Here is a 23,952-nt window from a genome sequence, read left to right as displayed (position 1 = left end):
GGCGTAATCGGACTCTGATTTGACGTTGAACTGCCCCCATTTCGACCGAACACCCGGTGTAAGCGGAAAGGTCCAAGGATATCTTTGAGGACAGGGCTGTGTCGGTCGAGTTTCCGCAGATCCGGGTGATCACGGGGAAGGCGCGGCGGCGACAGTCGACTACGGAACACAAGGTTCCCATCATCACGGGGAGTTTCGAGGCGGGCGAGACGGTTTCGTCGCCCTGACAGGCAACAGTGCCGCGAACAACTAAAGATAAGCAGAAATGTCGTGCGCCTCCGCTGCTCGTATCCTGCCGGATGGCTTCACACCACTTGGACCAGGTTTATGAGTTCATGACCTGAACCGTTCTTGCCGTCTCGCGGGGATTAAAATCCTTTGCTGCGACCTGCTCGGGCATCACCGATGCGTTTGAAGAGATCAGGCGGCGCGCCGCCATATGCTCGCCCGATCGATTGACCGTCTCAACGCAACGCAGCCGCTTTCCCTGGAACGAATACACCGCAAAGTCACCGGTGCGTTGGTCGCCCCGAATGATGACTTGGTCGCAATCCAGCGACAGCCCTGCAATTTGCAGTTTGCAATGGGCCTGGTCACTCCAGAACCAGGGAACCGAGTCGTATTGCGCAGGCTTCCTGACGAGCTTGCGGGCGACGACGCGACCTTGATCGACAGCGTTCTGAACCGATTCCAGCCGGAATGGGCGGCCGCCGGTAAAACTGTTGTGATGCGATGCGCAGTCGCCTATGGCCGAAATACTAGGGTCAGACGTGGTCATTCTTGCGTCGACCTCGATGCCATTGCCGCACGCAAGACCTGCGGCGCGAGCGAGTTTATCACGCGCTTGCGCGCCGATCCCAAGAACCACGACGTCCGCCGGCAACCGGCGGCCGTCCGACAGTTCGATTTCGCTCACCCGGCCGTCTAATCCGATGATTCGAGTGACGGAAACGCCAAGGCTCAATTGCACGCCGGCGGCGCGATGCATCTCGGCAAAGAACGATGACACCGGTTCTGAGACGACACGCGCCATCGGGCGGTCTGCCAGTTCAACGACATGTACGGAAGTCCCCATTTCGATTGCCGTTGCTGCAATCTCGAGCCCGATGAAGCCGGCGCCAACGATGACGACATTGCCGCCCCGCCTCAATGCCTGACGCAGCCTGATGGCATCGTCCATCACACAAAGCCGCTGTACGCCAGCGTACCCGGCACCCGGCAAGTCGGTGCTGCGTGGCCTTGATCCCGTCGCCAGAATGAGGTGATCGTAGGCTAGGCGGTCCCCCGAGGCGAGTTGGATGCGTTTGTCGGCACGATCGATTGCCAGCACTCTGTCGCCGAGCCGCAGGCTGATATCCTTGTCAGTGTAATATCGCTCGCCGCGTAGCAGAAGGTCTGACGGGCCCATCTGCTCCTTCATGAATCTCTTTGACAGCGGCGGACGCTGATAGGGCAGGGCGTGCTCGCCGCTGACCAGTTTGATTTGGCCGGCGAACCCTTCTTCACGAAGTGAGGCTGTCGCCTGAACCCCGGCATGGCCCGCCCCAACCACGACGATTGTTTCCTCTGTAGACAATAGGTCCTCCCAATCACCTGGTCGTGTGATGGATTTCAACGGGAAGGATGGCGCCGGAAACAGCGCCTCTCATCGCCATGTCTTGCGTTTCTTCCACCGTCGGACACCGCGGACGCCCTTGTCCTTGATGCCAAGGTAGAATTCGCGAACGTCGTCCTTTTCGAGCAAGGCTTGGGCGCTGTCGGCCATGACGATGCGCCCCATTTCCAGCACATACCCATAATGAGCGACCTGTAGCGCTACATTGGCGTTCTGCTCGACCAGAACGATCGTTGTGCCACTGTCCCGATTGATCCTGACAATGATCTCGAAAATCTCCTTCACCAGCTTTGGCGACAGGCCGAGGGAGGGTTCATCAAGCAGAATGACCTTGGGTCGGGCCATCAAGGCCCGCCCGATCGCCACCATCTGCTGCTCACCGCCCGAAAGCATGCCGGCTGGCCGGCTGGCCCGCGATTTCAGGGACGGGAAGTAGTCGAAGACCTGTTCGAGATCGGATATGGTTTCCGCGTGATTGCGTCGCGTATAGGCGCCGAGTTGCAGATTTTCACGGACACTTAGGAAAGGGAATAATTCTCGACCTTCGGGCACAAGACTGATCCCCATTCGGACCACCCGGTCTGGGTCCAACTTCTGGATGTCGTGACCCTCGAACGTAACGGAGCCCTTTTGCGGATCCATCAGGCCGCTGACAGTCTTGAGCACCGTGGTTTTCCCGGCGCCATTGGCGCCGAGAACTGCTACGATCTGCCCTTCGGTGACATCAAAACTGACGCCCCGGATCGCAATCGTCGCGCCATAGTAGGTTTCAATGTTGCGTACCTCCAACAAGTGGCTCATCGTTTATCCTCCGAGATACGCTTTGATAACGTCGGGATGATTCTGCACCTGTTCCGGGGAACCGAGGGCCAATAGTCGTCCGTAGTTGACTGCCATCACTCGATCCGAGACGTCGTTCACCAGCGACAGATCATGTTCGATAATGATCACGGTCACGCCGAGGTCGTCGCGAATATCGCGAATCCAGAAGGACAGGTCCTCGGTTTCCTCGACGTTTAATCCGGAAGATGGTTCGTCGAGCAGGATAAGCTTGGGTTTGCTGCAAAGCGCGCGCGCCAGTTCGATATTCTTGCGAACGCCATAGGGCAGGTTGTGCACGATGGAGTCGCGATAACGTTGCAAGTCCAGGATATCGATAATCTCCTCGACATTACGGCGGATCTCCCGTTCGGATTCGCGCACACGCGGCAGAAACAGAACCTCTTCCCACATCCGCGTCGTGTGATGCGCGTGCTGGGCGACAAGCAGATTCTGAAGCAGGGTCGCGTGCTCGAAAAGTTCAACGTTCTGGAATGTTCTGGCGATGCCAAGACCTGCTATCTTGTGCGGCGCGAAACGCGTAATGTCGACGCCGTTGAAAACAAGATTTCCACCAGAGGAATCATATATTCGACTGATCAGGTTGAAAATTGTCGTCTTGCCAGCCCCGTTTGGCCCGATGATCGTGAATATCTCTCCCTTGTTGATATCAAATGTAATGCCATCGACGGCCTTGATTCCCCCGAAATTGATAGACAGTTCGTTTGCCTGGAGCATATTCATTGTAGCCGCTCCGTTCGCATGTAGGTTTTCTGCCGTTTGAAGGTTGCATTCTTGTACATCGGGAATTGCGAGAAAAAGAATTTCACTTTCATCCACGCTCCATTGAGTCCTTGCGGTTCGAGCAGGACGACGAGCACCAGAACGAGGCCAAAAATGCCAGGCTCGAGCGCAGGCTGCTGGCCGATCGCGTTTGGCAGATAGTCTCGCAAGATCGCGATCAGGGTTGGCAGCAGGACAAGGAAGATCGCGCCGAAGATCGCGCCACGAATGGATCCGAGGCCGCCGACCATGACGAGCATCAATAGCTGGATTGATAGAATCGGCGTGAAGATATCCGGGGTCAGATAGCCTACCTTGTGGGCCAACAGGCCACCTGCCACGCCCGCCAGAAACGCGCTTGTGGCAAATGCAAGCGTCTTGTAGCCCGCTAGGTAGACGCCCATGCTTTGCGCCGCGATCTCGCTATCGCGAATTGCAATCCATGCGCGCCCGGTCGGTGAGCGCAGTAGATTGAGGACGCCGAGAATGCAAATCACGAGAACGGCGAGGCAGAGATAGTAGAAGCCGACTTCGCCATCCAACTCGTTTCCAAACAGGACCGGCATTGGCACGGCGACGCCTCTGGAGCCTCCGGTCAACGTCTCCCATCTTACGAATAATTCCTCAGCGATTGCGCTGAACGCCAGAGTCGCAATTGCGAGATAAAGCCCGCGCATGCGAATTGCCGGAATGGCAATGATAATGCCCGCCAGGGCGGAAACGATCCCGCCGCAAATGATGGATGGGACAAAGGGCATGCCATTTCTGGTCAGAAAGGCATGCACATAAGCGCCAACGCCGATAAATGCTGCGTGACCGATTGAAATCAGGCCAGTATAGCCTGTCAGAACCATCAGTGAGAGCCCGGCCAGCGACCAGATGAAGAGGAAGCTCAGTTCACCCAGATAGAATGGATCCAGGAAAAATGGTGCGCAGACTGCAGCGATTGCCAGTAATGAGTACCAGAAGACCGCGCCCGCATGGGGGAATAGGTCGATGTCCTGGTCGTAATGCGTTTTGAAGATAAATCGCATGTCACACCTTCTTTCGTCCGACAGTGCCAAACAGACCCTGGGGGCGCACGACGAGAACAGCGAGAAGAACGACGTAGGCCGCTACGTTTTTGAAGCCTTCAGGGAGATAAACGGCCGAGAACAGCTCGATCAGCCCGATCAGAACGCCGCCGAGCAACGCGCCGGTGATCGACCCGAATCCTCCGATGACTGCGGCGGCAAAGGCCTTTAGACCGATGGCGCCCATATTGACGTCGATCAGGCTGATAGGGGCCAGCAGCACGCCGGCGATCGTGGCGACGCCTGCTGACAGAGCCCAGACGCTGGAGAGGACGCGCTTGACTCGAATACCGAGGCAATAGGCTGCGAGTTGGTTCTGCGATGCGGCTTGCATGGCCAACCCGATGCGGGTGAACCGGAAGAAGAGCGCCAGAATAGCGCACAAGACGACAGTGGTAATTAATATGGATAGATAGATCGGGGAGATCATAACTCCACTGACCTGAAAGACCATTTGATCAAATGGCGTTGACAAGCTGCGTGTTTCGGGACCCCATACTATCGATACGCCGCTGCGCATCATCACACCGAGCCCGATTGTGAGCATGACGGTTGAGAATTGCGGTTGACCGATAATGCGTCGAACCACAACTGAGTCCAGAAGCCACCCGAAAGCAGCCATCGCTAATACGGCAAGCGCGAGCCCGAGCCAGTAGTTGAGGTTGAAATCAACGATCAAAGTGAAGGCGACAAAGGCGCCGAGCATCATCAACTCGCCCTGTGCAAAATTGACGACCTCACCAGCCTTGTAGATCAAGACGAAGCCAAGCGCGACCAGTCCATAGATGCAGCCGACGGCTAATCCGTTGATGACTAGTTGAAAGAACATGTCCATCTAACGTCCCCACCTTGGAGTGAGGTCGTGGCGCGGCTGCATTCCCTTTGCGGCAAAACGATCTGAAGAATCCCAGGCTTTCATGCACCTCCCCTTCCATTCACTTTTCGTGAGTCTGCATCAGAGTCGCCCTCCTGCGACCGATAATTGATGCCTACGGAACGCTATTTGAAAAATGACTGACAAGTCAACTTAGAAAATTTGACCCTCGTTTTTTCGAGCTATGAAATCGCATAAAATTCAATGCTTCCTAGGCGTTCTGGAAGAAGTTATCCGGGTATCTCTCCTGAAGGCGTATCTGATCGAGAAGAGATCATAAAAAAATGACTTGCGAGTCATTTTTTTTATGTCCATAGTCAGGGCATGGAAAGCGGTTCTAACGCGGAGGAAAATATGGCCCTTGAAGGCAAGGTCGTCATCGTCACGGGAGCAGCGCGCGGCATTGGCCAGGAATATGTGCGGGCGCTGGCTGCAGCTGGCGCACTGCCGGTTGCTGCAGATGTCAATGACTGTGCAGAGACGGTCGACCTGGCCAAGGCCGCAGGCGGTCAGGCGTTGTCGGTCTGCTGCGATATTACCGACGCGAATTCAACCAATGCGATGGCCGCCTCTGCGCTCGAGGCATTCGGTCGGATCGACGGCCTTGTCAACAACGCCGCTCTTTACGGCGGTCTTCGCGGTGGGCGATTTGAATCGATCAGTGAGGCCGACTGGGATGCGTCGATGTCCGTCAATGTCAAGGGCATCTGGAATTGCTGCAAGTCGGTTGTTCCGGCCATGCGGGCAAGCGGCGGCGGCAGTATCATCAACGTTGCCTCGCTCGCCGCGACGTTCGGAACGCCTTTTGTCTTGCACTATACCACGTCTAAGGCAGCGGTCATTGGAATGACGCGCGGACTGGCGCGTGAGCTTGGGCACGACAGCATTCGTGTCAACGCCGTAGCTCCGAGCGCTGTCATTACCGAAGGCACGCGAGAGTTCTTCGCCAACAAGTTCGACAAGGCGCTTGATGTGGTGAAGGCCGGCCAGGCAATTCAACGCAACCTGCATCCCCGCGATCTGTCCGGGACGATCCTGTGGCTGCTTGCCGACTCGTCTGCCTTTGTGACTGGGCAGACCATATCGGTCGACGGCGGCACGGTCATGAACTGACCAATTTTTGACGAGGAAACACTGATGTCGACAAACATTGAAGCTGCTGCGGTGGCGTCTATTTCGAAAGCGACGCGTGCATTCCTTGCCGCGCCCCGCAAGATGCTGATCGGCGGCGAGTGGGTCGACGCCATTTCCGGAAAGATGCTGTCGACCTTCGATCCGTCGAATGGCGATGCCATCACCTCGGTGCCGGCAGCTGCCGCAGCCGATATTGACGTCGCAGTTCAAGCGGCGCGACGTGCCTTCGACAGCGATGAGTGGCGAAATCTTCGACCGGTCGACAGAGAGCTTCTGCTGCTGCGTCTGGCTGACGAGGTTGAGGCGCATGGCGATGAGTTCGCAGAGCTTGAATGTCTCGACAATGGAAAGAGCCTGGTGCTCGCCCGGCGGGTTGATATCAAGAATACCGTCGAATTCCTGCGTTATATCGCCGGCTGGGCGACGAAGATCGAGGGAAGCACGATTGACGTGTCGCTGCCGCGTGCTCGCGACGGAGAGTATTTCGCCTATACGCGTAAGGAGCCAATTGGCGTTGTCGGCGCCATCATCCCTTGGAATTTTCCGCTGATGATGGCGGCCTGGAAGATCGGCCCTGCGCTCGCAACGGGGTGCACCGTTGTGCTGAAGCCGGCTGAAGAGACGCCACTGACCGCCTTGCGGCTTGGTGAACTGCTGGAAAAGGTCGGCTATCCCAAGGGTGTCGTAAACATCGTGACCGGCACGGGAATCGACGCCGGCGCGCCATTGGCTGCCCATCCGGGCATCGACAAGATTGCCTTCACCGGATCGACCGAAGTCGGCAAGCTCGTCGGCAGGGCGGCAATGGACAACATGACGCGTACGTCCCTCGAACTGGGCGGCAAATCACCGGTTATTGTCCTTGAGGATGCCAACCCTCGTGCTGTGATCGGTGGGGCGGCCAGCGCAATTTTCTTCAATCAGGGGCAAGCCTGCACGGCCGGATCTCGACTCTACGTTCATAAGAAGCTGTTTGACCAGGTGATTGGCGGAATTGCTGAAAAGGCGGCCAAAATGAAACTTGGTTCGGGTCTCGATCCGGCAACGCAAATTGCGCCGCTGATCTCCGAACGGCAGCGTGACCGGGTCTGGAGCTATATAGAAGCCGGTAAGGCGCAGGGCGCGCAGGCTGTTGCCGGCGCCGCGCGTCCGGACAATTCCGGTTATTTCGTCGAGCCGACAGTTTTTGTCGACGCCGACCAGAAGATGCGCATTGTCCAGGAAGAGATTTTCGGCCCTGTCCTGGTCGCCATTCCGTTCGAGGACCTCAATGAGGTCACTGAAATGGCCAACGACTCGCCTTATGGGCTGGGCGCAAGCATCTGGTCGCACGACCTCAACAAAATTCACCGTCTGATACCAAAAATCAAAGCAGGTACCGTCTGGGTGAATTGCCACAACATGATTGACCCAGCACTTCCGTTCGGCGGCTTCAAGCATTCTGGAATCGGCAGGGAAATGGGTCGCGCGGTGATCGATATGTATACAGAAACAAAATCAGTCTGCATGGCAATTTAGTTCAGTATAATTGATTGAATTATATTATAGTATATAAAATCTTGTTTTATGATTAATAATAATTGAGAAAATAATACTATTCGATTTCGATGAAATGTGTGGATTGATGAATAGGGGTTTCGCTCGGTCATGTGAGTCGAAAAATTTCAGGTTTCACTTGAGCGCTTGTCGCAACCTCAATGAAGGGATTGACGGATAGCCATGCTTGAACGTGCAACGAAGTCCTCTGAATCCACCCTTGCGCCGTTGCTGATTGACGCAAGCGACACGGTCTCGAAATTGTTCTGGGCCAAGGTGCAGGAGCGCGGCGACACTGTTGCGATGCGAGAGAAAGATTTCGGAATCTGGAACCCGATCACCTGGGAAGAATACGGTGAGCGGGCAAAGCTCGCAGGGCTCGGATTGAAGAAGCTTGGTCTCGAGCGGGGGGATGTGGTCTCGATCATCTCCGAGAACATTCCGGAATGGCTCTATACTGACATGGGGACGCTGGGCGTTGGTGGCGTAAGCAACGGTGTCTACACTACAGATTCCGCCAAGCAGGTCGAATACATCATCAACGACAGCCGCTCACGTTTTGTTTTTGTCGAGAACGAAGAGCAGCTCGACAAGGTTCTTCTCACCCGCCAGAACTCTCCTACGCTGATCAAAATCATCGTTTACGACATGAAGGGTCTGCTGCGTTTCCAGGATCCCGGCGTCATGTCGTTTGACGAACTTCTGCAGCTCGGTGCCGAGTATGAATCGTCTCATCCCAAAGCATGGGAGCATGAGATTTCTCTTTCCAAGCCAAACGACTTGGCGGTGCTCATTTACACATCGGGGACAACCGGCCCGCCGAAGGGCGCGATGATCAGTCACCGCAACATCATGTTCCATATCTCCAACGCAGATGTGTTCTGCGAGAGCCGGCCCGGCGATGAACTTTTGTGCTTCCTGCCTTTGTGTCATATCGCAGAGCGTAAATTCAGCGTCTTCTATCCCCTCAAAACTGGCGCGGTCATAAACTTCATCGAAAGCCTCGACACCGTCCCGGAGAACGCGCGGGAGGTGGCTCCCACCTGGTTCTTTGCCGTCCCCCGAATTTGGGAGAAGTTCTACTCCGACATCACGATCAAGATGTCAGATGCGACGCGTATCGGGAAATTCGCCTACAATACGGCGATCGCTATCGGAAAAAGCCGCGCACAGCGTTCGCTGAATGGCGAGAGGATCCCGCCTCACCTGAATGTTGCGTTCTGGCTTGCAGACAAGCTTATCCTGAACAATATCAAGGTCTATCTCGGTTTAAGCCGCACCCGCATTCTTGGCACGGGAGCTGCGCCGATATCGCCGGACCTCATTGTCTGGTATCTCGCGCTGGGTCTTCAAATGCGCGAGATTTACGGGCAGACCGAAAACACTGGCATCTCCACGGTCATGCCCAAGCGAATGAAGCTCGGTACTGTCGGTACAGCGCTGCCAGGAACCGAAGTGGCGCTTTCCCCGCAGTCCGAGATCATCGTGCGCGGCCCTCACGTGTTTCTTGGCTATCTCAACAACCAGACCAGGACCGATGAAACCGTCATCGATGGATGGCTGCACACGGGAGATGTCGGCGCGATAGATGAAGACGGTTACGTCAAGATCACCGACCGGATGAAGGACATCATCGTCACCGCAGGAGGAAAGAATATCACGCCATCAGAAATAGAGAACCAATTAAAATTCTCACCTTATATTTCTGACGCAGTCGTAATTGGTGACAAGAAAAAATATCTTAGTTGCCTAATTATGATAGATCATGAAAATGTTTTGAAATATGCGCAAGATAAAGCAGTTCCTTTCACTAATTATGCATCTCTTTGTGCCGCAAAAGAGATTATAGATCTTATTGATAGCGAAATTTCTAAGGTTAACAAAAATTTTGCAAGAGTTGAAACGATAAAGAAATTCGCACTTATAGATCAGTTGCTATCTGCTGAAGATGATGAGCTAACTCCAACTATGAAACTAAAAAGAAAATTCGTCAATGAAAAATATAAAGAGTTGATTGACGGAATGTATCAATGATTTAGTTCGGTAAGAAAGACAAAATTTCAAGGGAGGAAAGAATGAAGTCCGTGTTCTGGAAATACTCAGCAATTGCCTTGCTTTCAATGTCTGCGCCTGTTTTTGCGCAGGAGACATCTTGGAAAACCCAGGGTGTCTCCGAAGATGAGATTGTGCTTGGCGTGCATGCAGACCTGTCCGGCGTCGCGGCAACGTTCAGCGTCGGTGTCGTCAATTCGTTTCGCCTGCAGATTGACGAAACAAATGCCGCCGGCGGAATTCACGGCCGTAAGATCCGCCTGGTCGTTGAAGACACCAACTATCAAATTCCCAAAGCGGTCCAGGCCGCCAACAAACTAATTAATCGCGATCGTGTATTCGCCATGATCGGCAATCTCGGTACTCCGCAGAACAACGCCGTTCTTCCAGCCCAGTTGAAGGCGCATGTACCGAATGTGTTCCCTATTTCCTGGGCGGAATCGATGTCGCAGCCATTCCATCCACTCAAGTTCGCGATCTATGCGCCTTACTCGGACCAGATCCGGTCAGGTGTCAGATACATGGTTAAGCAGAAGGGCAAGAAAACCATTTGTGCAATGCATCAGGACACTGATTTTGGCATTGAGATTTTCAACGGCGCGAAAAAAGAACTCGATGAGCTTGGGCTTGCTTTCGCGGAAGTGACAACCCACAAACCCGCCGATCAGGATTTTACAGCGCAGCTTACCAAACTGCGTGCTGCAGACTGCGACCTGATCGTCATGGGCACGATCGTTCGCGATACCCTGATCCCTTATTCGACGGCTCGCAAAATGGGGTGGAACGTCGACATGATCGGCACCTCGGCTAGCTATGATCTGGCCATCTCTGGCGTGCAGGGAGACCTCGCGGAAGGTTACTATTCCGTCGGGTTCTTCGATGCTCCCTATCCGGATACCGCCAGCCCTGCGGCGGCCGCCTGGATCGAAAAATACAAGGCGCGTTACAACGTCGATCCGACCATTCAGGCCGCGGTCGGGCAGGTAATCATCGATCTCACGATGAAGGCGATTGACAACGCTGGGCAAGATTTGACGACGCAGTCGTTTGTTCAGGGTATGGAGAAGATCGCGGGCTACCAAGACATCTTTGACGGTCCGCCCCAGGGCTTCACGGCTACGAACCACGTTTCTTCGCATGACTCTGTCATCTACAGAGTTGAGAACGGACGCTGGGTTCGGATAGCCGACGCGGACGCCGCGTCGAAATAACAACGGGCGTCAAATCCGGTGAGTTGGGCAGGAGCGCGCAGATCGGAAGCGCTGTTATCTCGATTTGCGCGTTCGGCCAGGCTGCCACGTAAAGCACCCCGATCCATAGCTGGTCTAGATCGAGTGCCGCTCGCGGCGTCAGCATGAGGCAATGAAATGAAACATTCGACGCAAGTGGAATTGATAAAGCGTGTCTTTGCTTTGTTTGAAGCAAAGTCAACATCAATGGGAGAGAAAATATACAGGAATCCTGTTTCAGATTATACCTGTGCCGATCAACTGCGGCTGGAGCAGAAGCACTTTTTTCGCGATTACCCGTTGGTGATGTGCCTTTCCTCGCAGATTGCCAGTCCCGGTGACTACATCACGGACGAACTGTCTGGGGTCCCGGTTCTTGTGACCCGAAATTCGGACGGTCAGGTTCGGGCGTTCCTTAATGTCTGCCGACACCGTGGCGCGGCCGTTGCGAGCGGTTGCGGTCAGGGCAAGAAGCTCTTTGTTTGCCCTTACCACGCCTGGACCTATGACCTTGACGGGCGGCTGCGAAACCGTGGGTCCAATGAGGCGTTTCCGGATATTGATGCCGATAATGCAAGCCTTGTCTCCCTTCCCGCGGCCGAGAAACATGGCATTGTCTGGGTCAAGGTCACGCCAGGCGGCGAGATCAACACAGATGATCTTTTCCAGGGCCTGGGGCCCGAGCTTGCATCATATAAGCTCGAGACGATGCACCACTACCAGACGCCCAGGCTTCACAAGAAGATGAACTGGAAGCTCGTGATCGATACCTTTCTTGAAACCTGGCACATCGGGACGCTGCATCGCCAGACCGTCGCGCCGATCTTTCAGCCCAATATCAACGTGTTCGACGCATTCGGGCGAAACGGCCGCTTCATCCTACCCCGGCGAAGCATTCTCGAGCTCCAAGACAAGCCCGAGGAAGAATGGGACCTGTTGACCCATTCGGCGATCATTTATCTGCTATTTCCAAACACGCTTATTGTCTGGCAGGGCGATCACATTGAGACGTGGCGTTCGTTCCCCGATGGCTTATCAACGCACGAGTGCATCGCAGAGGCGGGATTCTATACGCCTACGCCAATTACGTCTGACAAAGCCAGGAATCATTGGGACAAGAACATGGCGTTGCTGATGGCGACCGTTGAGGATGAGGACTTCCCGGTTTGTCTCGATATCCAGCGTGGGTTCGAGGCCAACGCCCAGAGCTACATCACCTTTGGTCGCAATGAACCGGGATTGACGCATTATCACCACAATATGCGTTCGGCGCTCGGCTTGAAGGAGGCGCCCGCTAGGTGATGCCTGTTTACATCACTTGGGGTGGGGTGACTGTCATTCAGAAATCCGGTGTAAGCTTGAATCGATTTGACGCATCTGGTTGTGATTTATCTGCAATCTATGTCAAACTAATGACATTAAAAGTCAGTCTAATCGGGTAAGCTAAACTATGAAATCGCGTAATATTGCGCTCGTAAAAAAACTGTCTAGACCTCAAAAGCTTACAAGGGCGGCGAAGCAAAAGAAAATTCGTCTAGCTTTGTTGGATGCTGCGGCAAATATTGTTGGAGAAGTTGGTTATTCTGCAGCTATGGTTTCGACTATTACAAAGAGGGCCGGTGTAGCTCAAGGAACTTTCTACAATTATTTCGAATCAAGGCAGGATCTTTTTAACCAACTTCTCCCCAGCATGAGTAATGATATGCTGGCTTTCATCAAAGAACGTGCATCGGTGGCGACATCGCACGCAGACCGGGAGAAGCGGAGCTTTGAAGCCTATTTCGCCTATCTGGCAGAGCGTCCCGAATTCTATCGCATTCTTTATGAGTCCGAGCAGTTTGCGCCGGAGGCGTTCCAGCAACATATTGACCTCATTGCAAAGAATTATGCGCGCACACTCAGGCGGGCGTCCTCGGACGGTGAGGCCAGAGAAGTCGACCCGCAAGAATATGAGGCCATTGCCCATATGCTGATGGGCATGCGGCGGTATCTCTCGAGGCGATACGTGCATGCGCAAGGATCTACTAAGGAGATACCCGACTTCGTCATCCGCGCTTACATGCGCATAGTTTGCGGCGGATTTTGGTATAACGAGGAATTTGCGTCGCCTGAATCAAAAGACGGCGACAGGGAAGCCGAAAAATTGGACACACGACCGTGATATGCGCCGCGCCTGAATAGGCGCGAATGCAGATTGCAGGGTGCTTCGAGCTTTGTATTAGGGATTATATTTCGGCGCCTGGGGTGAGCATTCACCCCCTGCGTCCGACTGACGATGGACACAGTCACATATGGCTTCAAACGTGAATCTGCAGAATTTCGATCCGTCGACATGTGGATGGATCGCCCAGGAGGATCACGGCTTCATCAGTCTGGTCGGGCCTTTCTGGCGCAAGGTCACAACAGACAATCGCGTCAAATACGGTTTCAGTGCCGAAACGCGTCACATCAACTTGCTGTCTGTCGTGCAGGGTGGCATGTTGATGACTTTCGCGGATCGCGCCATGGGTCTGGAGGCGTGGGCTGCAGCTGACGGGGCGCCCTGTGCCACGGTTCAATTCAGTGCCCAATTTGCTTCGGGAGCCAAGATCGGATCGTTTCTGGAGATTGAGCCGGTGGTGATTCGCAAAACTGCGGCGCTTGTCTTCATGTCAGGCTCGGTCACGCAAGGCAGTAAGGTTGTGCTGCAAGCGCACGGCACTTGGAAGATCCTCAATCGGTCAGGCAAACGGTCGTCGTGAGCCGCTGGCTCTGCAGTTAAGTTCTACCGCGAGCACCGCTGTAGTGGCTCGCGTGCGGCAATGTGGCCTGTTCCTTGCGCCGGATCGGAAAACTGTGGTTGTCCAGGTTGGTCGCCGCACGAAGCGGTACGATCGACTATGAGATGTCGGTCGACGTGAGCCCGACGCGCAATTCATCCGTGTTCTGNTCGAAATAGTGCCGGCATTCCTCGGCGGTGAAGGCGGAGAGGCAATCGGCGACGAATAACCACAAATTCGTCAACGGTTCTCGCAGCGGCCTTTCTGAGCAAGGCTTTGAGCTTCGAGAAAGCCATCTCTATCGGGTTGAGATCGGGGGAGTAGAGCGGCAGGAACAGGAGCCATGCGCCGCGCTCGCGCACCAGTTCGGCGGCGCGTTCGCTCTTGTGGAAGCCGACATTGTCGAGGATGACCACGTCGCCCTGGCTCAATTCCGGCGCCAGTTGCGTCTCGGCATAGCGTTCGAAAATCTCGCCGTTCATCGCGCCCTCAACGATCCAGGGCGCGATGAGACCATGGCTGCGCAGGCCGGCCACGAAGATCTGCGTGCGCCAAAGCCCGAAGGGCGCGTGCGTCAGGCAACGCTCCCCCTTCGGCGCCCAGCCGGTGCGCTTGGTCAGCTTGGTGTTGGTCGAGGTCGCGTCGATGAAGACGAGGCGCGGCAAGGCCTTGGCGAAGAACGGCTTTCGGCCCGTCGTCCAGAGTTCCCGCGCGGCCTTGACGTCAGGCCGTAGCTGCTCGCTTGCGCGTAGAGTTTTTTGTGGCTGAGCCCGAGGCGGTGCAGAAGCCGACCGACGCTCGATCGATGCACGACGCAGCCGCGCGCCTCTTCGACACACAGCTCGTCCAGCGTCAGGTCTGCGGCATGCGCCATCCGACCACGCACGAAGCCGACGTGAGGCGCCAGCTTGCCCCAGCCCGGCGCGTGCCCCTGCCGGCGCGGCTCCAGTGAGCCCGTCTCCCGCCGACGCTTCATGAGCTCGTTCACGAAGCGGGGTGAAACCCGAAAATGCCGTGCCGCTTCCCGGTGGCCGTGACCTTCATCGACATACGCAGCAACTCGCTCACGCAACGCCATCGGCAGCGGCTTGCCCATCGCGCTTCTCCTTCGAACAGCAATGAATCACGACCAACCATCAATGGAAACCCTGAAGCAGCTCACCCGCGACACGCTTTAGGTGTGGGCTTTCAAAAGGTTGTCCACGCGGACATTGGCCCGGCCAGTGGGGATAAAGGCGCCGCCGATCCTGCCAAGCGACTAGTGTTAAGCCGTCGGTCGGCGGAGGGTTCGTGACGGTCATTGGCGGGGCGTGGCCAGATCGCGCGGCGGGCAGGGGCTCGGTTTGGATCTGGGGGTGAGACGGCGGTTTTTCGAGCGTCGTCGGTTGCGCGGCCCCGGACGGGCGGTGGCGCCCCGCGCAGGCGCGGTCGGATGGCCGTGGATGTTGGACCCGCCGTCCCCTGTTTTCCTGCAAGTGAGGGTCTTCGGGTGATAGAGGGAGGAAGGAAGGCGGCTGTAAACTGTTGATTTTCTTGGGGCCGATGGTGGGCGTGACAGGGATTGAACCTGTGACCCCTACGATGTCAACGTCGTCGCCGCTCGTGAAATGCGCAGAATTCCGCGAAAAGACCACTAAATAATTCGGCTTTTCGGCGCCTGAAGTAGCCAGCTGGAAGTTCTTTAGGTTCGGTGAACCTAAGGGACACTACGTATTTCGAGCGATGAAGCCAGCTTTCGCAAATACGTCGGAGAGAAGCGCGCATAGACGCGAGCCGTTATCTTGCTGTCGCCATGTCCCAGAAACTGAGCGATCTCGTCCATGCTGTGGCCGTCCTCAGCGAGCCACACGGCAGCACTATGACGCAGCATATGCGGCGAGACATCCGACCGTCCTATGGCGTTGCCTGCTGCTTTCAGACCACGCCTGACCGATCGCACGGGTTTGCCCGCCCATTCGATCACGTAGTCCGTCAATGCGCCCTCCTTTGCGTTGCGAAGTGCTTCAAGCAGCCCAGCGTTGATCGGCACGGTAGCGCGGCCCTTGCGGCGCGCTTGGTCATTGGGATCACGCAGCTGGACGATGCCGCGATGAAGATCGACCCGGTTCCAAGTCAACTGGAGGGCGGCTGTGGAGCGCGCACCAGTTCCTAGCATCAGGCGAATTGCGAGGCCGATGTGATGCGCTTTCGCTGCCCCGATCAGCCGAGCAACCTCACTACGAGTTAGATATCCGTCCCTTGGCTCTGGTTTCGAGGGCCGTTCAACGGGAAGTGCCCGTTCGATAAGTTGATGTTTCTCAGCCCACTTGAGAACCATGCGAAGGTGGCCGAGTTCGGTATGGATGGTCCCGTCCTTGATCCCGGCGGCGCGTCTTGCCTCAGTATGTGCGCGACAATCAGCGATCGAGATGGACATGGCGTCCATCTTCGCGAAGCGGCCGCTGAGCGCGCGCCAGGAATATTTCATCGTTCCGACGATCGCTCGACCGGCCATGTCGAGACAATAGGCATGCCACAGATCCTCTATCGTCGTGCCACGAGGGCGCGTGAGTTCGGCGTAGAGAGCCGGGGCGCGGCGGGTCGCCTCATCATGGCTTGCTGTTCCGAGCCCGTATCGGCGTCGAGTGGCGCCATCGTTCCATGTGACACAATACTTTCCGCGGAGTCGGGTGATACGCCATTCTGGCATTCGAACGCCTCTATTGCCTGGGATCTGATCCGGACAAGCTTGCTGCCCACCTTGAACGCCGCCAGGTCGCCATTGTTAATCAGGTTCCGCACGTGCCTTTCCGAACATCCCCAGCGCTCGGCTGCCATCGCTGGAGTCAATACGGGCGGGAGCGCGCTGGGATCATTGTTGTCGTTCGACATGATGATCCCCTGCCGCTGCTTCTCTATTGTTTTTCATCAGGCACCTCGTGTGACGACAAGTTGCCGGGCTATATAGCGACCTGCTGACGGAGAAGCATAGGAATCGACAAAAAAATCCAGATTTTTTGTCCTCGTTTATGTTATTCAACTTGGCCGTAAGTTGAATGTATGTTTCAGACTTACTTCCTTACGCAGACTGATCTGCCGCTGTCGCTGTATTTGCTTGCGAGGGTGTTCTCTGGCCTCAGCTGCAGCATGATTTGATCGACCTCACAGGTGCAGTGCCCTGAGAGCTCGACCGGGGCGGCGAAAACGCTTTGACGCAGGTCTCCTCATGCGCGGCGCGCGTATGGAAATGGGCTGAAAGAGTTTCAAGAGGCAGAGCGAAAAAACAGTTCTGCTTCGCCTCTGCCATCTCGCTATATCCTGAAGGGTTGCGGCCGTCGCAGCAGCTGAAAGCTATTCAGGAGTGAACGATGACTAACGTTTCGAGCAAGCAATATCGCAGCTGGGCAGTGGAACTCGGTAACCTCGAGGATAAGATCGATGCTCTTCAGGAACAGAAGAAGCAGGTCTACGCGCGCATCCGGCGTGACTTCAGCAAGTTGGCCGCTGAGGGGATGCGGGGTGCCATGCGTCTTATGCGCATGGATCCCGGCCGGCGCGCGGAACGCCTGCGCTTTGACAAGGAATCGGCACGTGTCCTCGACATTCTCTTGTCTGACAAAGGCACGGAGAATGATGACCCCGCTAGGCAGCGCGCAAATGAGGGTCCGTCAAGCCCAAGCCCGCATGCGGTCATCCAGCCGGTTGCTGTCGCCGAGACCGAATCTAAGGGCACCCCGGCGACGTCAGAACGAAATCGACACACCTTGCCGGATGATACCAATGATGTGGCGAAGAACCTTGATCAAGAACTAGCAGAGCTTGAAGACGAGGAGATCGAAGAACTCGATCTGTCTGACCAGGAAGAATATCCCGAACGACGAAACGCGGCGTGATCATGGTTGACATACCGCTCAGGAACTTCGTTGCAGGAGGCGCTGCCCTTAGTCCGCTGCCTCCCGCAGCAGGTCTTCCAAGAACTCCGACGGCGGCTTGCAGGCCGAAAGCCAGAGCCTCTCACGCGCGCGCGTCGCGGCGACATAGAGCAGGTGCCGCTCGGTGTCGTAGATCTCCTTTAGTGCGCGCTCGTCGGAGGCCTGCAGAAGGCGTGCTTCGCTTGGCAGCACGTCGGTATCGCAGGCCATGACGGCTACCGCGCGGAACTCGCGGCCCTTGGCGTCGTGCATGAGCCCGACACGAACATCCGCGCTGTCCATGGACGCTGCCGCGATCGCTGCCTGGGCGCGGGGTAATTCGGCCGCGGAGCGGACAAGCACGGCGATGGTCGTTGAATCAATCTTGTCACTCAGACAGCGATCGATCCAGCCGCCGACGCGCGCGCTTTCGGTGGCTTCGTCATCGAAGACGTGGAGCTCGGGGGTGGGGCCGTGGAAAACCGAGGAGACACCAAGCCTGCGATCCTCGCCACCATCGACCTCAAGCAGGCGCGGCGGCAGCAGCAGATCGGATTTCGACCGGATCTGGTGCGAGGTGCGGTAATTTACCTTCAGGCTACGCGAGCGCCCCTGAATGTCGACGCCGACCGCCTTCCAGGGAAAGGGTGAGCGGAAAATTCGCTGCCCTATATCGCCGGCGAAAAACAGTCCGTTCGGTCGATCGCCTGCCAGCGCCGCGACAAAGTGCAGTTCCGGCACCGAAATGTCCTGCGCCTCGTCGACCACGACGTGGGTGAAGGGCGGCCGGTCGAGCTCGCGCGCCAGACGATGCATCAAGCCAGCCTCGGTCTCCTTTCCGGACTGCTCCAGTGCATTGCGCATGCGCGCGAAGACGCGCCACAGCTCGTCGCGACGCGAGGCCGCCATGCGCACCTTGCGGCCGAGACGCGGCAACTCGCGGTAGGTCTCCTGGTCGCGCACATCCCAGGCGTCGACGATCAGGCGCCATTCCTCGGCCAGGAAGCCCGGGCTGATATCGGTGCCTTCCTTTTCAGCGGCATCCGCAAGTAGGCCCTCCATTTCCTCTTCCGATGCAATTGCCGGCCTGCCGAAGAGATCTTCCGGGACTAGCCCGCGCGCAATCTCGGGCAGGGTATCGACGGTGATTCGTCGTGCGAGGTCGGGACGCCCGCCGGTGAGGCGTGCAAGCTTGCGGGACAGGCCCTTCGCGAGGTCCGGTGAGAAAGTGGTCAAAAGCACGCGATTGTCGGCCGCCTCGTCTGCCAGGCGGACGGCGCGATGGAGCGCCACGACCGTCTTGCCGGTGCCGGCCGAGCCAATGACGCGCGCCGCGCCGTTGAAATCGCGGTCGACGAATTCGCGCTGGGCAGGGTGCAGGAACACCGCCCAGTCGTCGAACGGTGCGTCGAGTGCAGCTTCGAGTTCGGCCTGGTCGCCGATGACGCGGAAACGTCGCTGTGCGTCGGGGTGGGCGTAGCCGCTGCCTTCCTGGGCGACGATGCGCACCGTAGGCGCTTCGCCGACCGCGGCTGCGAGCACAGCCTCCTGGGCCTCGTCCGGCAGGTGACCGGCGATATCGAGCACGGTGTCGTCGGTCGCCTCACGCACCGTTTCCAGCCAATCCTCGGGCACGCCCCAGCTCAACAGTGTCTCGTCGCTCTCCGAGGCGAAGAGCGCCGGCTTGCGGATTTCTTCCTCGACATAGCGCTGGGTGACAATCTTCTGGACCGTCTCGCGCACCTCGACGATCTGCGCCGCCCCGGTTTTCGGGTGGCGCTCGAGGCGCCGGCGTTCCGCCCAGGCATAGGCGTCGTCGTGATGGCCGATATAGGCAAGCAGCGTGTCGCCGCCACGCTTGTGCAGCACGATGCGAATATCGCGGTTGACGCGCGCCGACCAGAAATCGGGATCGCGCGCATTGTTGATGCGGTGAAGCGAGAGGCCGGGGCTGTCCGGGTTGCTCTGGATGTCGAAGGCGGTGATTTTGGCGGCCGCCTGTTCCTGCCCGGTCAGCCTGTCGAGCGACTTCGTGAAGCTGGAGGCGATGAGGACGGTCATGGCGACTTGGCCAGCTCCTCCTTTAGTGATTTGCCGGTTGTTGTATTGATCCAATATTGTGGTGCACTTAGATTCCCGTCGTTGATAACATCTCCTGCCGCTGTTGCACTGGTAAATTCATAGTCTTGGGAAAATCTGTAGAGATCCTTGTTGGTATGATCGGGAACTAGGATTCCTTTTCCAACGAGTTCCGTGGTTAGCCAGCGCTTCCTTTTTATTTTAGGGCTGCCGTTGCGCATTGCTGTTGATCCTGCCTGAACTAGAAAACGCGGGCGTTTGGAAGAAGAAGCAGGATATCCGGTTGCGGTCGCTTTTTGCCGGCGGAGTGTGTAAATAGCGGTCATAGGCACCAGTCCTTACCTGTTTGATAGGCGCTTGCGCGACGACTTGCTATGATCGATTCCATTTGTATTTCGATGTAGCTTCAATTCAAGATCGGCCACCCTGCTATTGTGAGAGCCCGTAGACGCCGACTTGTTCGCGAAAATCGGTGGGTTCCGCATTTGTGACGTTTGTAGGTATGCCCTTGAGGTGTCCGCATTCTACTTCCGTCCCCAAAATGCGTCCTCGCGCCTCCAAAACAGACCATAGTTTCGTATCAGCATGAGAGCACCTTCATCACCTCGTCGCCGAGGTGGTTGATTACCTTTACCGCGATCCGCCCGCTCTTCGGCCTGGAGAACGGCCGTGAGACGGTGCGCTTGAGCGAATCCCAGGCCTCCTCGTCGATGTCGGCCTTCAGCGTCGAGCGCAGCGCCTTGTAGGGCACCTCGGCGCCTGGGAAATAGGCCTGGCGCACGAAGAAGCTCTCGCCCGAATAATCGGTGTCGATGAACCAGCAGGCGATGTCGTCGGGCTCGGACGATACCACCTCGCCGGAAGCCGGCCGGAAGATGTCGACGCCCTTGAGCGCAACCTGCAAGCGGTCGTCTTCCTCGATCAGCTCGATGTCGGGCTCGCCGAAGACGACGAAGAGGTTGCCGCCGCCGGCCTTCAGCTCGCCGGCCATGTGCAGGTCGGCGTTCATGCGCGCATGCAGGATCGGGATGCGGCCGAGCCGGTGGAACTCCTGGGCATGGGCCTCGAAGTTGAAGGCGCAGGCGATCACGATGTCGAAGCCGGCGTCTGCCGCCTCGCGCGCACAGGCGACGAGATCGGCGCGGCTGACCGTGCCGTATTCCGGGCCGATGAAGATGCCGGCGCGACGCTCGACGGCGTCGTCGCCTTCTCCTTCACGATAGCGACCCTCTGCCGCGATCCAATCGCCCGGCCAGGCGGCGAGCGTGTCGAAGCTGATGGCGTCGTTCCTGTCCTGCTGGTGCACCCCGGCCTTGGCGAGGTTTTCCATGATCGCCTTGCGATAATTGTCGGCCTCACGCTCCTCGGGCGCGCGCTGGCCCTCGGCGGCGTTGATCTCGTCGATCAGCTCGCCGTGCTCGTCGACGGCCGACATGCGATGCGGAGACAGACTTTCGACCGTGAAGGGCCCGGCGACGCGGATGCGTTTGTTGTCGAAATAGGGCTTGTCGTAGAGATATTCGTGCTCGGCCTTGGCGGCGATCGAGGCGTCGATCTCCTTCTGCCGGGCGATGCGAGCCTCCCAGAAATCGTCGAGCGCCTTGCGAGCCTCATCTGGCCAGCCATCGGGCGCCTCGCGCGGGATTTCCCATTCCGTGAAGCCGTTGGCCGGCGCCATCTCGCCTGAGGGCAACTCGACCTCTCCGGATGCGGTGAAGTCGATGGACTTGCCGGCGCGGCCGCCAGTCTCGATCTTGAAAGGGGTGCGGTGGCCGGCCAGCGCGGCGTTGAGGGCTACCCGCGCCGCCTCCACCGCCGGCTGCATCCGCTCCCAGATCACGTCGATCTCGGTGTTCCTGGCAACATCCCGGAGCATGATGTGTGGCACGCGCTCGTAGACAAAGCCGTGACGGATATCGCTATATGTTGACTGCGTTACCGGTGATGAGCGTGTCACCTGCGCCTGCTGCCTCTGCCCTTCAGGGCTGTCGGCCAGCAGATACCAGGGATATTTGGCGCCCATTACACGCGCACGGGCCAGCGCTAGCGCAACGCGTGACGTCTCGATGGTAATCCAGCGCCTACCCCACTGTTCGGCAACATCTGCGGTGGTGCCCGAACCGCAGGTGGGGTCTAGCACGAGGTCGCCGGGGTCAGTTGCCATGAGTAGGCAACGCTGTATGACGCGGCTATCAGTTTGAACTACATAAACCTTGTCGTCCCCTACGAAACCTCCCGTTCCGAGGTCGTTCCAAACTGAGGTGATCCCGGTTGCGGGGTGATCGTCCCAGTATCGCAAAAATCGAATACGTTTCCCTTTCGGGATGAGCCGGCCGGCTCGACCGAGTCGAACAAGGCCTTCATGGGTCGTCTTCCAGTGGTTGTTGTCTGCTATCCGCCAAGAAACACCCTCATGAAGATGCGGACGGTTTCCTTCGCTGGCTGCGCCGTCCGACGCGAGAGGGTTCCGTGATGCGAGTCGAAGGTTTTCCCGGATATTTGACGGATCGTCTTTTTCATCCTTAGTGAGCCGACGGGCCGAGAAATCCGCGTCGACGATCGTGTCATAGAACTGCGCATCACGCGGTTCAGGTTCAGCCTGCTTAAGAAGGCGCCTGAACTTCAAAGAATCCTTCCTCCTGGCATACCAGATGACAAAGTCGAAGTTTCTTTGAAGCGTTGATGTTTCAAAGGATCCGGTCTTCCTAAATGCTATTTCAGCGACGAAATTCCCTTCCCCGAACACCTCATCCATCAGCGCGCGAACACGATGCACGTTTTCGTCGCCGATCTGGACGAAGCAGCTTCCGCTTTCGGTCAGCAATTCGCGCGCCACGGTCAGCCGATCGCGAAGATAGGAAAGGTAGGAATGGATGCCGTCGCGCCAGGTGTCGCGAAAGGCCTTCACCTGCTCGGGCTCGCGCGTCAGATTGTCGAGCTTGCCGTCCTTCACGTCGCGCGAGGTGGTGGACCATTGGAAGTTGGACTGGAACTTGATGCCGTAGGGCGGATCGATATAGATCGCCTGCACTTGGCCCTTCAGCCCTTCGCGCTGGGCCAGCGACGACATGACCTGCAGCGCGTCGCCCAGGATCATGCGGTTCGACCAGCGGGCGCTGTGCCGGTAGAACTCCACCTCCGCCTCGCGGTCCTCCTCCGTCAGCCCGAAATGGCCGAACAGATCCTCGGCCTTCTCGCGGCCGTTGCGCAGATCGTCGATCAGCGCTTTCGGGTGAACATGCTCCTGGCGGTAGATCGGCGGCGCATCGACCGTCAATTCGGCCTGGTCGGGGTCCTTGCCGCGCCAGACGAGCTGCGGGTCGAGGTCGCGGTTGCGCCGCTCATAGGCAACCCGGATTGGCGCCTTGTCTTGCTCCTCCAGCACCGGCTCCAGTTCCGCCGGCGGGATGTTGGCGCGCGTCTCGTCATGCGTGATGATGTCGACGGAAGTCTTGGGGTCATTCGCCATCGGGGTTGCCTCCCAGAACTTCCTGCAGCACCGCGCGATAGCGATGGATTTCATCGTGCAGCCAGTCGATCGCGGCGGGCCAGTTGGCGCGCTCCGACATGTCGAACTTCCTTTCCTGGCCCAGGAGAGAACCGCCGGGCGAGCCGAGCCTGGCATTGAGCCTGTTGGCGAGCGTCTCGCCATAAGGCAGCAGGTGAGCATGAACATCGGCAGCATCCGAGCCGCGTGTGCCCCTGACAAAAACACCCACCCTGGTGGTGCCAACCCAGGACACGACGACCACGTTGCCGACTTCGCTCCAGCTCGAACTCGCCGCATGCGGTGCCATGCCGATTTCGGCGTCCTGCGGATGACGCTCCGAGAATGCCGTCCAGAACGCACGTCGGAACTGACCCAACTCGGTCTGCTCGCCGCGTGGTGCCGAGACGCGTGTGACGAGGCGGTCCCAGTCGTTCGGTTTTTCCACGACCTCAAAGACAGGGGCGAGCGCGCTGTCGCCGATGCGAACGACGCGCAGCCGCACGGCAAAGAAGGAAAAGCCGTCGGCTGTATGTTCGTTGAGCCAGCGGATCGCCGAGAGATGCGGCTCGCGGAACCTGGGGTGTTGATTGCCACTGAGAACTGACCCGGCGTTTCCACC

Annotated in this window: 21 protein-coding genes; 8 read left to right on the top strand and 13 right to left on the bottom strand. The window is 57.4% G+C overall.

Features of this window, described 5'->3' with window-relative positions; all coding sequences use genetic code 11:
• Positions 1 to 325: 325 nt before the first annotated feature.
• The 5 genes from EP380_RS14635 to EP380_RS14615 form a co-directional block, all read right to left on the bottom strand.
• Positions 326 to 1,576 (bottom strand): NAD(P)/FAD-dependent oxidoreductase, encoded by a 1,251-nt coding sequence (locus tag EP380_RS14635; protein ID WP_127599132.1) that lies wholly within the window; start codon positions 1,574 to 1,576, stop codon positions 326 to 328.
• A gap of 69 nt (positions 1,577 to 1,645) precedes the next feature.
• Positions 1,646 to 2,416: an ABC transporter ATP-binding protein gene (locus tag EP380_RS14630; protein ID WP_127599131.1), complete on the bottom strand. Its 771-nt coding sequence runs from the start codon at positions 2,414 to 2,416 to the stop codon at positions 1,646 to 1,648.
• 3 nt (positions 2,417 to 2,419) lie between these two features.
• Positions 2,420 to 3,178: an ABC transporter ATP-binding protein gene (locus tag EP380_RS14625; RefSeq protein ID WP_127599130.1), complete on the bottom strand. Its 759-nt coding sequence runs from the start codon at positions 3,176 to 3,178 to the stop codon at positions 2,420 to 2,422.
• A complete protein-coding gene (locus EP380_RS14620) occupies positions 3,175 to 4,251 on the bottom strand; it encodes a branched-chain amino acid ABC transporter permease (RefSeq protein ID WP_127599129.1) in 1,077 nt (358 codons plus the stop codon). Before EP380_RS14620 ends, EP380_RS14625 begins: the two co-directional genes overlap by 4 nt.
• 1 nt (position 4,252) lies before the next feature.
• Positions 4,253 to 5,125, bottom strand: coding sequence for a branched-chain amino acid ABC transporter permease (locus tag EP380_RS14615; RefSeq protein WP_127599128.1), 873 nt, complete (start codon positions 5,123 to 5,125; stop codon positions 4,253 to 4,255).
• Between the two features lie 393 nt (positions 5,126 to 5,518).
• Here EP380_RS14615 and EP380_RS14610 point away from each other — a divergent pair, with 393 nt between their 5' ends.
• The 7 genes from EP380_RS14610 (at position 5,519) to EP380_RS14580 (ending at position 13,856) form a co-directional block, all read left to right on the top strand.
• Complete coding sequence (locus EP380_RS14610) at positions 5,519 to 6,277, top strand: SDR family NAD(P)-dependent oxidoreductase (protein ID WP_164749864.1); 759 nt, start codon at positions 5,519 to 5,521, stop codon at positions 6,275 to 6,277.
• Positions 6,278 to 6,301: 24 nt separating this feature from the next.
• Positions 6,302 to 7,816 carry an aldehyde dehydrogenase family protein gene (locus EP380_RS14605; RefSeq protein WP_127599126.1) on the top strand — a complete coding sequence of 505 codons (1,515 nt, stop codon included), beginning with the start codon at positions 6,302 to 6,304 and terminating at the stop codon, positions 7,814 to 7,816.
• A gap of 201 nt (positions 7,817 to 8,017) precedes the next feature.
• Complete coding sequence (locus tag EP380_RS14600) at positions 8,018 to 9,868, top strand: AMP-dependent synthetase/ligase (protein ID WP_127599125.1); 1,851 nt, start codon at positions 8,018 to 8,020, stop codon at positions 9,866 to 9,868.
• A gap of 41 nt (positions 9,869 to 9,909) precedes the next feature.
• Positions 9,910 to 11,097 (top strand): ABC transporter substrate-binding protein, encoded by a 1,188-nt coding sequence (locus tag EP380_RS14595; protein WP_127599124.1) that lies wholly within the window; start codon positions 9,910 to 9,912, stop codon positions 11,095 to 11,097.
• 156 nt (positions 11,098 to 11,253) lie between these two features.
• Entirely contained in the window at positions 11,254 to 12,417 is a 1,164-nt protein-coding gene (locus tag EP380_RS14590) for an aromatic ring-hydroxylating oxygenase subunit alpha (protein ID WP_127599123.1), read from the top strand.
• A gap of 148 nt (positions 12,418 to 12,565) precedes the next feature.
• Positions 12,566 to 13,276, top strand: coding sequence for a TetR/AcrR family transcriptional regulator (locus EP380_RS14585; protein ID WP_127599122.1), 711 nt, complete (start codon positions 12,566 to 12,568; stop codon positions 13,274 to 13,276).
• A gap of 130 nt (positions 13,277 to 13,406) precedes the next feature.
• Positions 13,407 to 13,856 (top strand): PaaI family thioesterase, encoded by a 450-nt coding sequence (locus tag EP380_RS14580; protein ID WP_127599121.1) that lies wholly within the window; start codon positions 13,407 to 13,409, stop codon positions 13,854 to 13,856.
• 173 nt (positions 13,857 to 14,029) lie between these two features.
• On the opposite strand, the gene EP380_RS23765 is transcribed toward EP380_RS14580, so the two are convergent.
• From EP380_RS23765 to EP380_RS24005, 4 genes are all read right to left on the bottom strand, one after another.
• Complete coding sequence (locus tag EP380_RS23765) at positions 14,030 to 14,539, bottom strand: IS630 family transposase (protein ID WP_238719875.1); 510 nt, start codon at positions 14,537 to 14,539, stop codon at positions 14,030 to 14,032.
• Positions 14,491 to 14,970 carry a helix-turn-helix domain-containing protein gene (locus EP380_RS23760; RefSeq protein ID WP_238719874.1) on the bottom strand — a complete coding sequence of 160 codons (480 nt, stop codon included), beginning with the start codon at positions 14,968 to 14,970 and terminating at the stop codon, positions 14,491 to 14,493. Before EP380_RS23760 ends, EP380_RS23765 begins: the two co-directional genes overlap by 49 nt.
• Positions 14,971 to 15,570: 600 nt before the next feature.
• On the bottom strand, positions 15,571 to 16,341 hold the full coding sequence (locus EP380_RS14565) for a tyrosine-type recombinase/integrase (RefSeq protein ID WP_164749863.1): 771 nt from the start codon (positions 16,339 to 16,341) through the stop codon (positions 15,571 to 15,573).
• A gap of 56 nt (positions 16,342 to 16,397) precedes the next feature.
• Positions 16,398 to 16,745, bottom strand: coding sequence for a helix-turn-helix domain-containing protein (locus tag EP380_RS24005; RefSeq protein ID WP_476739143.1), 348 nt, complete (start codon positions 16,743 to 16,745; stop codon positions 16,398 to 16,400).
• 476 nt (positions 16,746 to 17,221) lie between these two features.
• Between EP380_RS24005 and EP380_RS14555 the strand changes: the two genes are divergently transcribed.
• On the top strand, positions 17,222 to 17,746 hold the full coding sequence (locus tag EP380_RS14555) for a hypothetical protein (RefSeq protein WP_127599119.1): 525 nt from the start codon (positions 17,222 to 17,224) through the stop codon (positions 17,744 to 17,746).
• 48 nt (positions 17,747 to 17,794) lie between these two features.
• Here EP380_RS14555 and EP380_RS14550 read toward each other — a convergent pair whose 3' ends face one another.
• The 4 genes from EP380_RS14550 to EP380_RS23600 form a co-directional block, all read right to left on the bottom strand.
• Positions 17,795 to 19,879 (bottom strand): UvrD-helicase domain-containing protein, encoded by a 2,085-nt coding sequence (locus EP380_RS14550; protein ID WP_238719873.1) that lies wholly within the window; start codon positions 19,877 to 19,879, stop codon positions 17,795 to 17,797.
• Positions 19,822 to 20,169: a DUF4357 domain-containing protein gene (locus EP380_RS14545; RefSeq protein WP_127599118.1), complete on the bottom strand. Its 348-nt coding sequence runs from the start codon at positions 20,167 to 20,169 to the stop codon at positions 19,822 to 19,824. Before EP380_RS14545 ends, EP380_RS14550 begins: the two co-directional genes overlap by 58 nt.
• A 254-nt stretch (positions 20,170 to 20,423) precedes the next feature.
• Positions 20,424 to 23,312: a site-specific DNA-methyltransferase gene (locus tag EP380_RS14540; RefSeq protein WP_127599117.1), complete on the bottom strand. Its 2,889-nt coding sequence runs from the start codon at positions 23,310 to 23,312 to the stop codon at positions 20,424 to 20,426.
• The coding region (locus EP380_RS23600) for a hypothetical protein (RefSeq protein WP_164749862.1) at positions 23,302 to 23,952 on the bottom strand (651 nt) is incomplete at its 5' end. The genes EP380_RS23600 and EP380_RS14540, both read right to left, overlap by 11 nt.

This window comes from Nitratireductor alexandrii, assembly GCF_004000215.1.
Classification (GTDB): Bacteria; Pseudomonadota; Alphaproteobacteria; order Rhizobiales; family Rhizobiaceae; genus Mangrovimarina; species Mangrovimarina alexandrii.
This window is presented reverse-complemented; position numbering and strand designations above follow the sequence as displayed.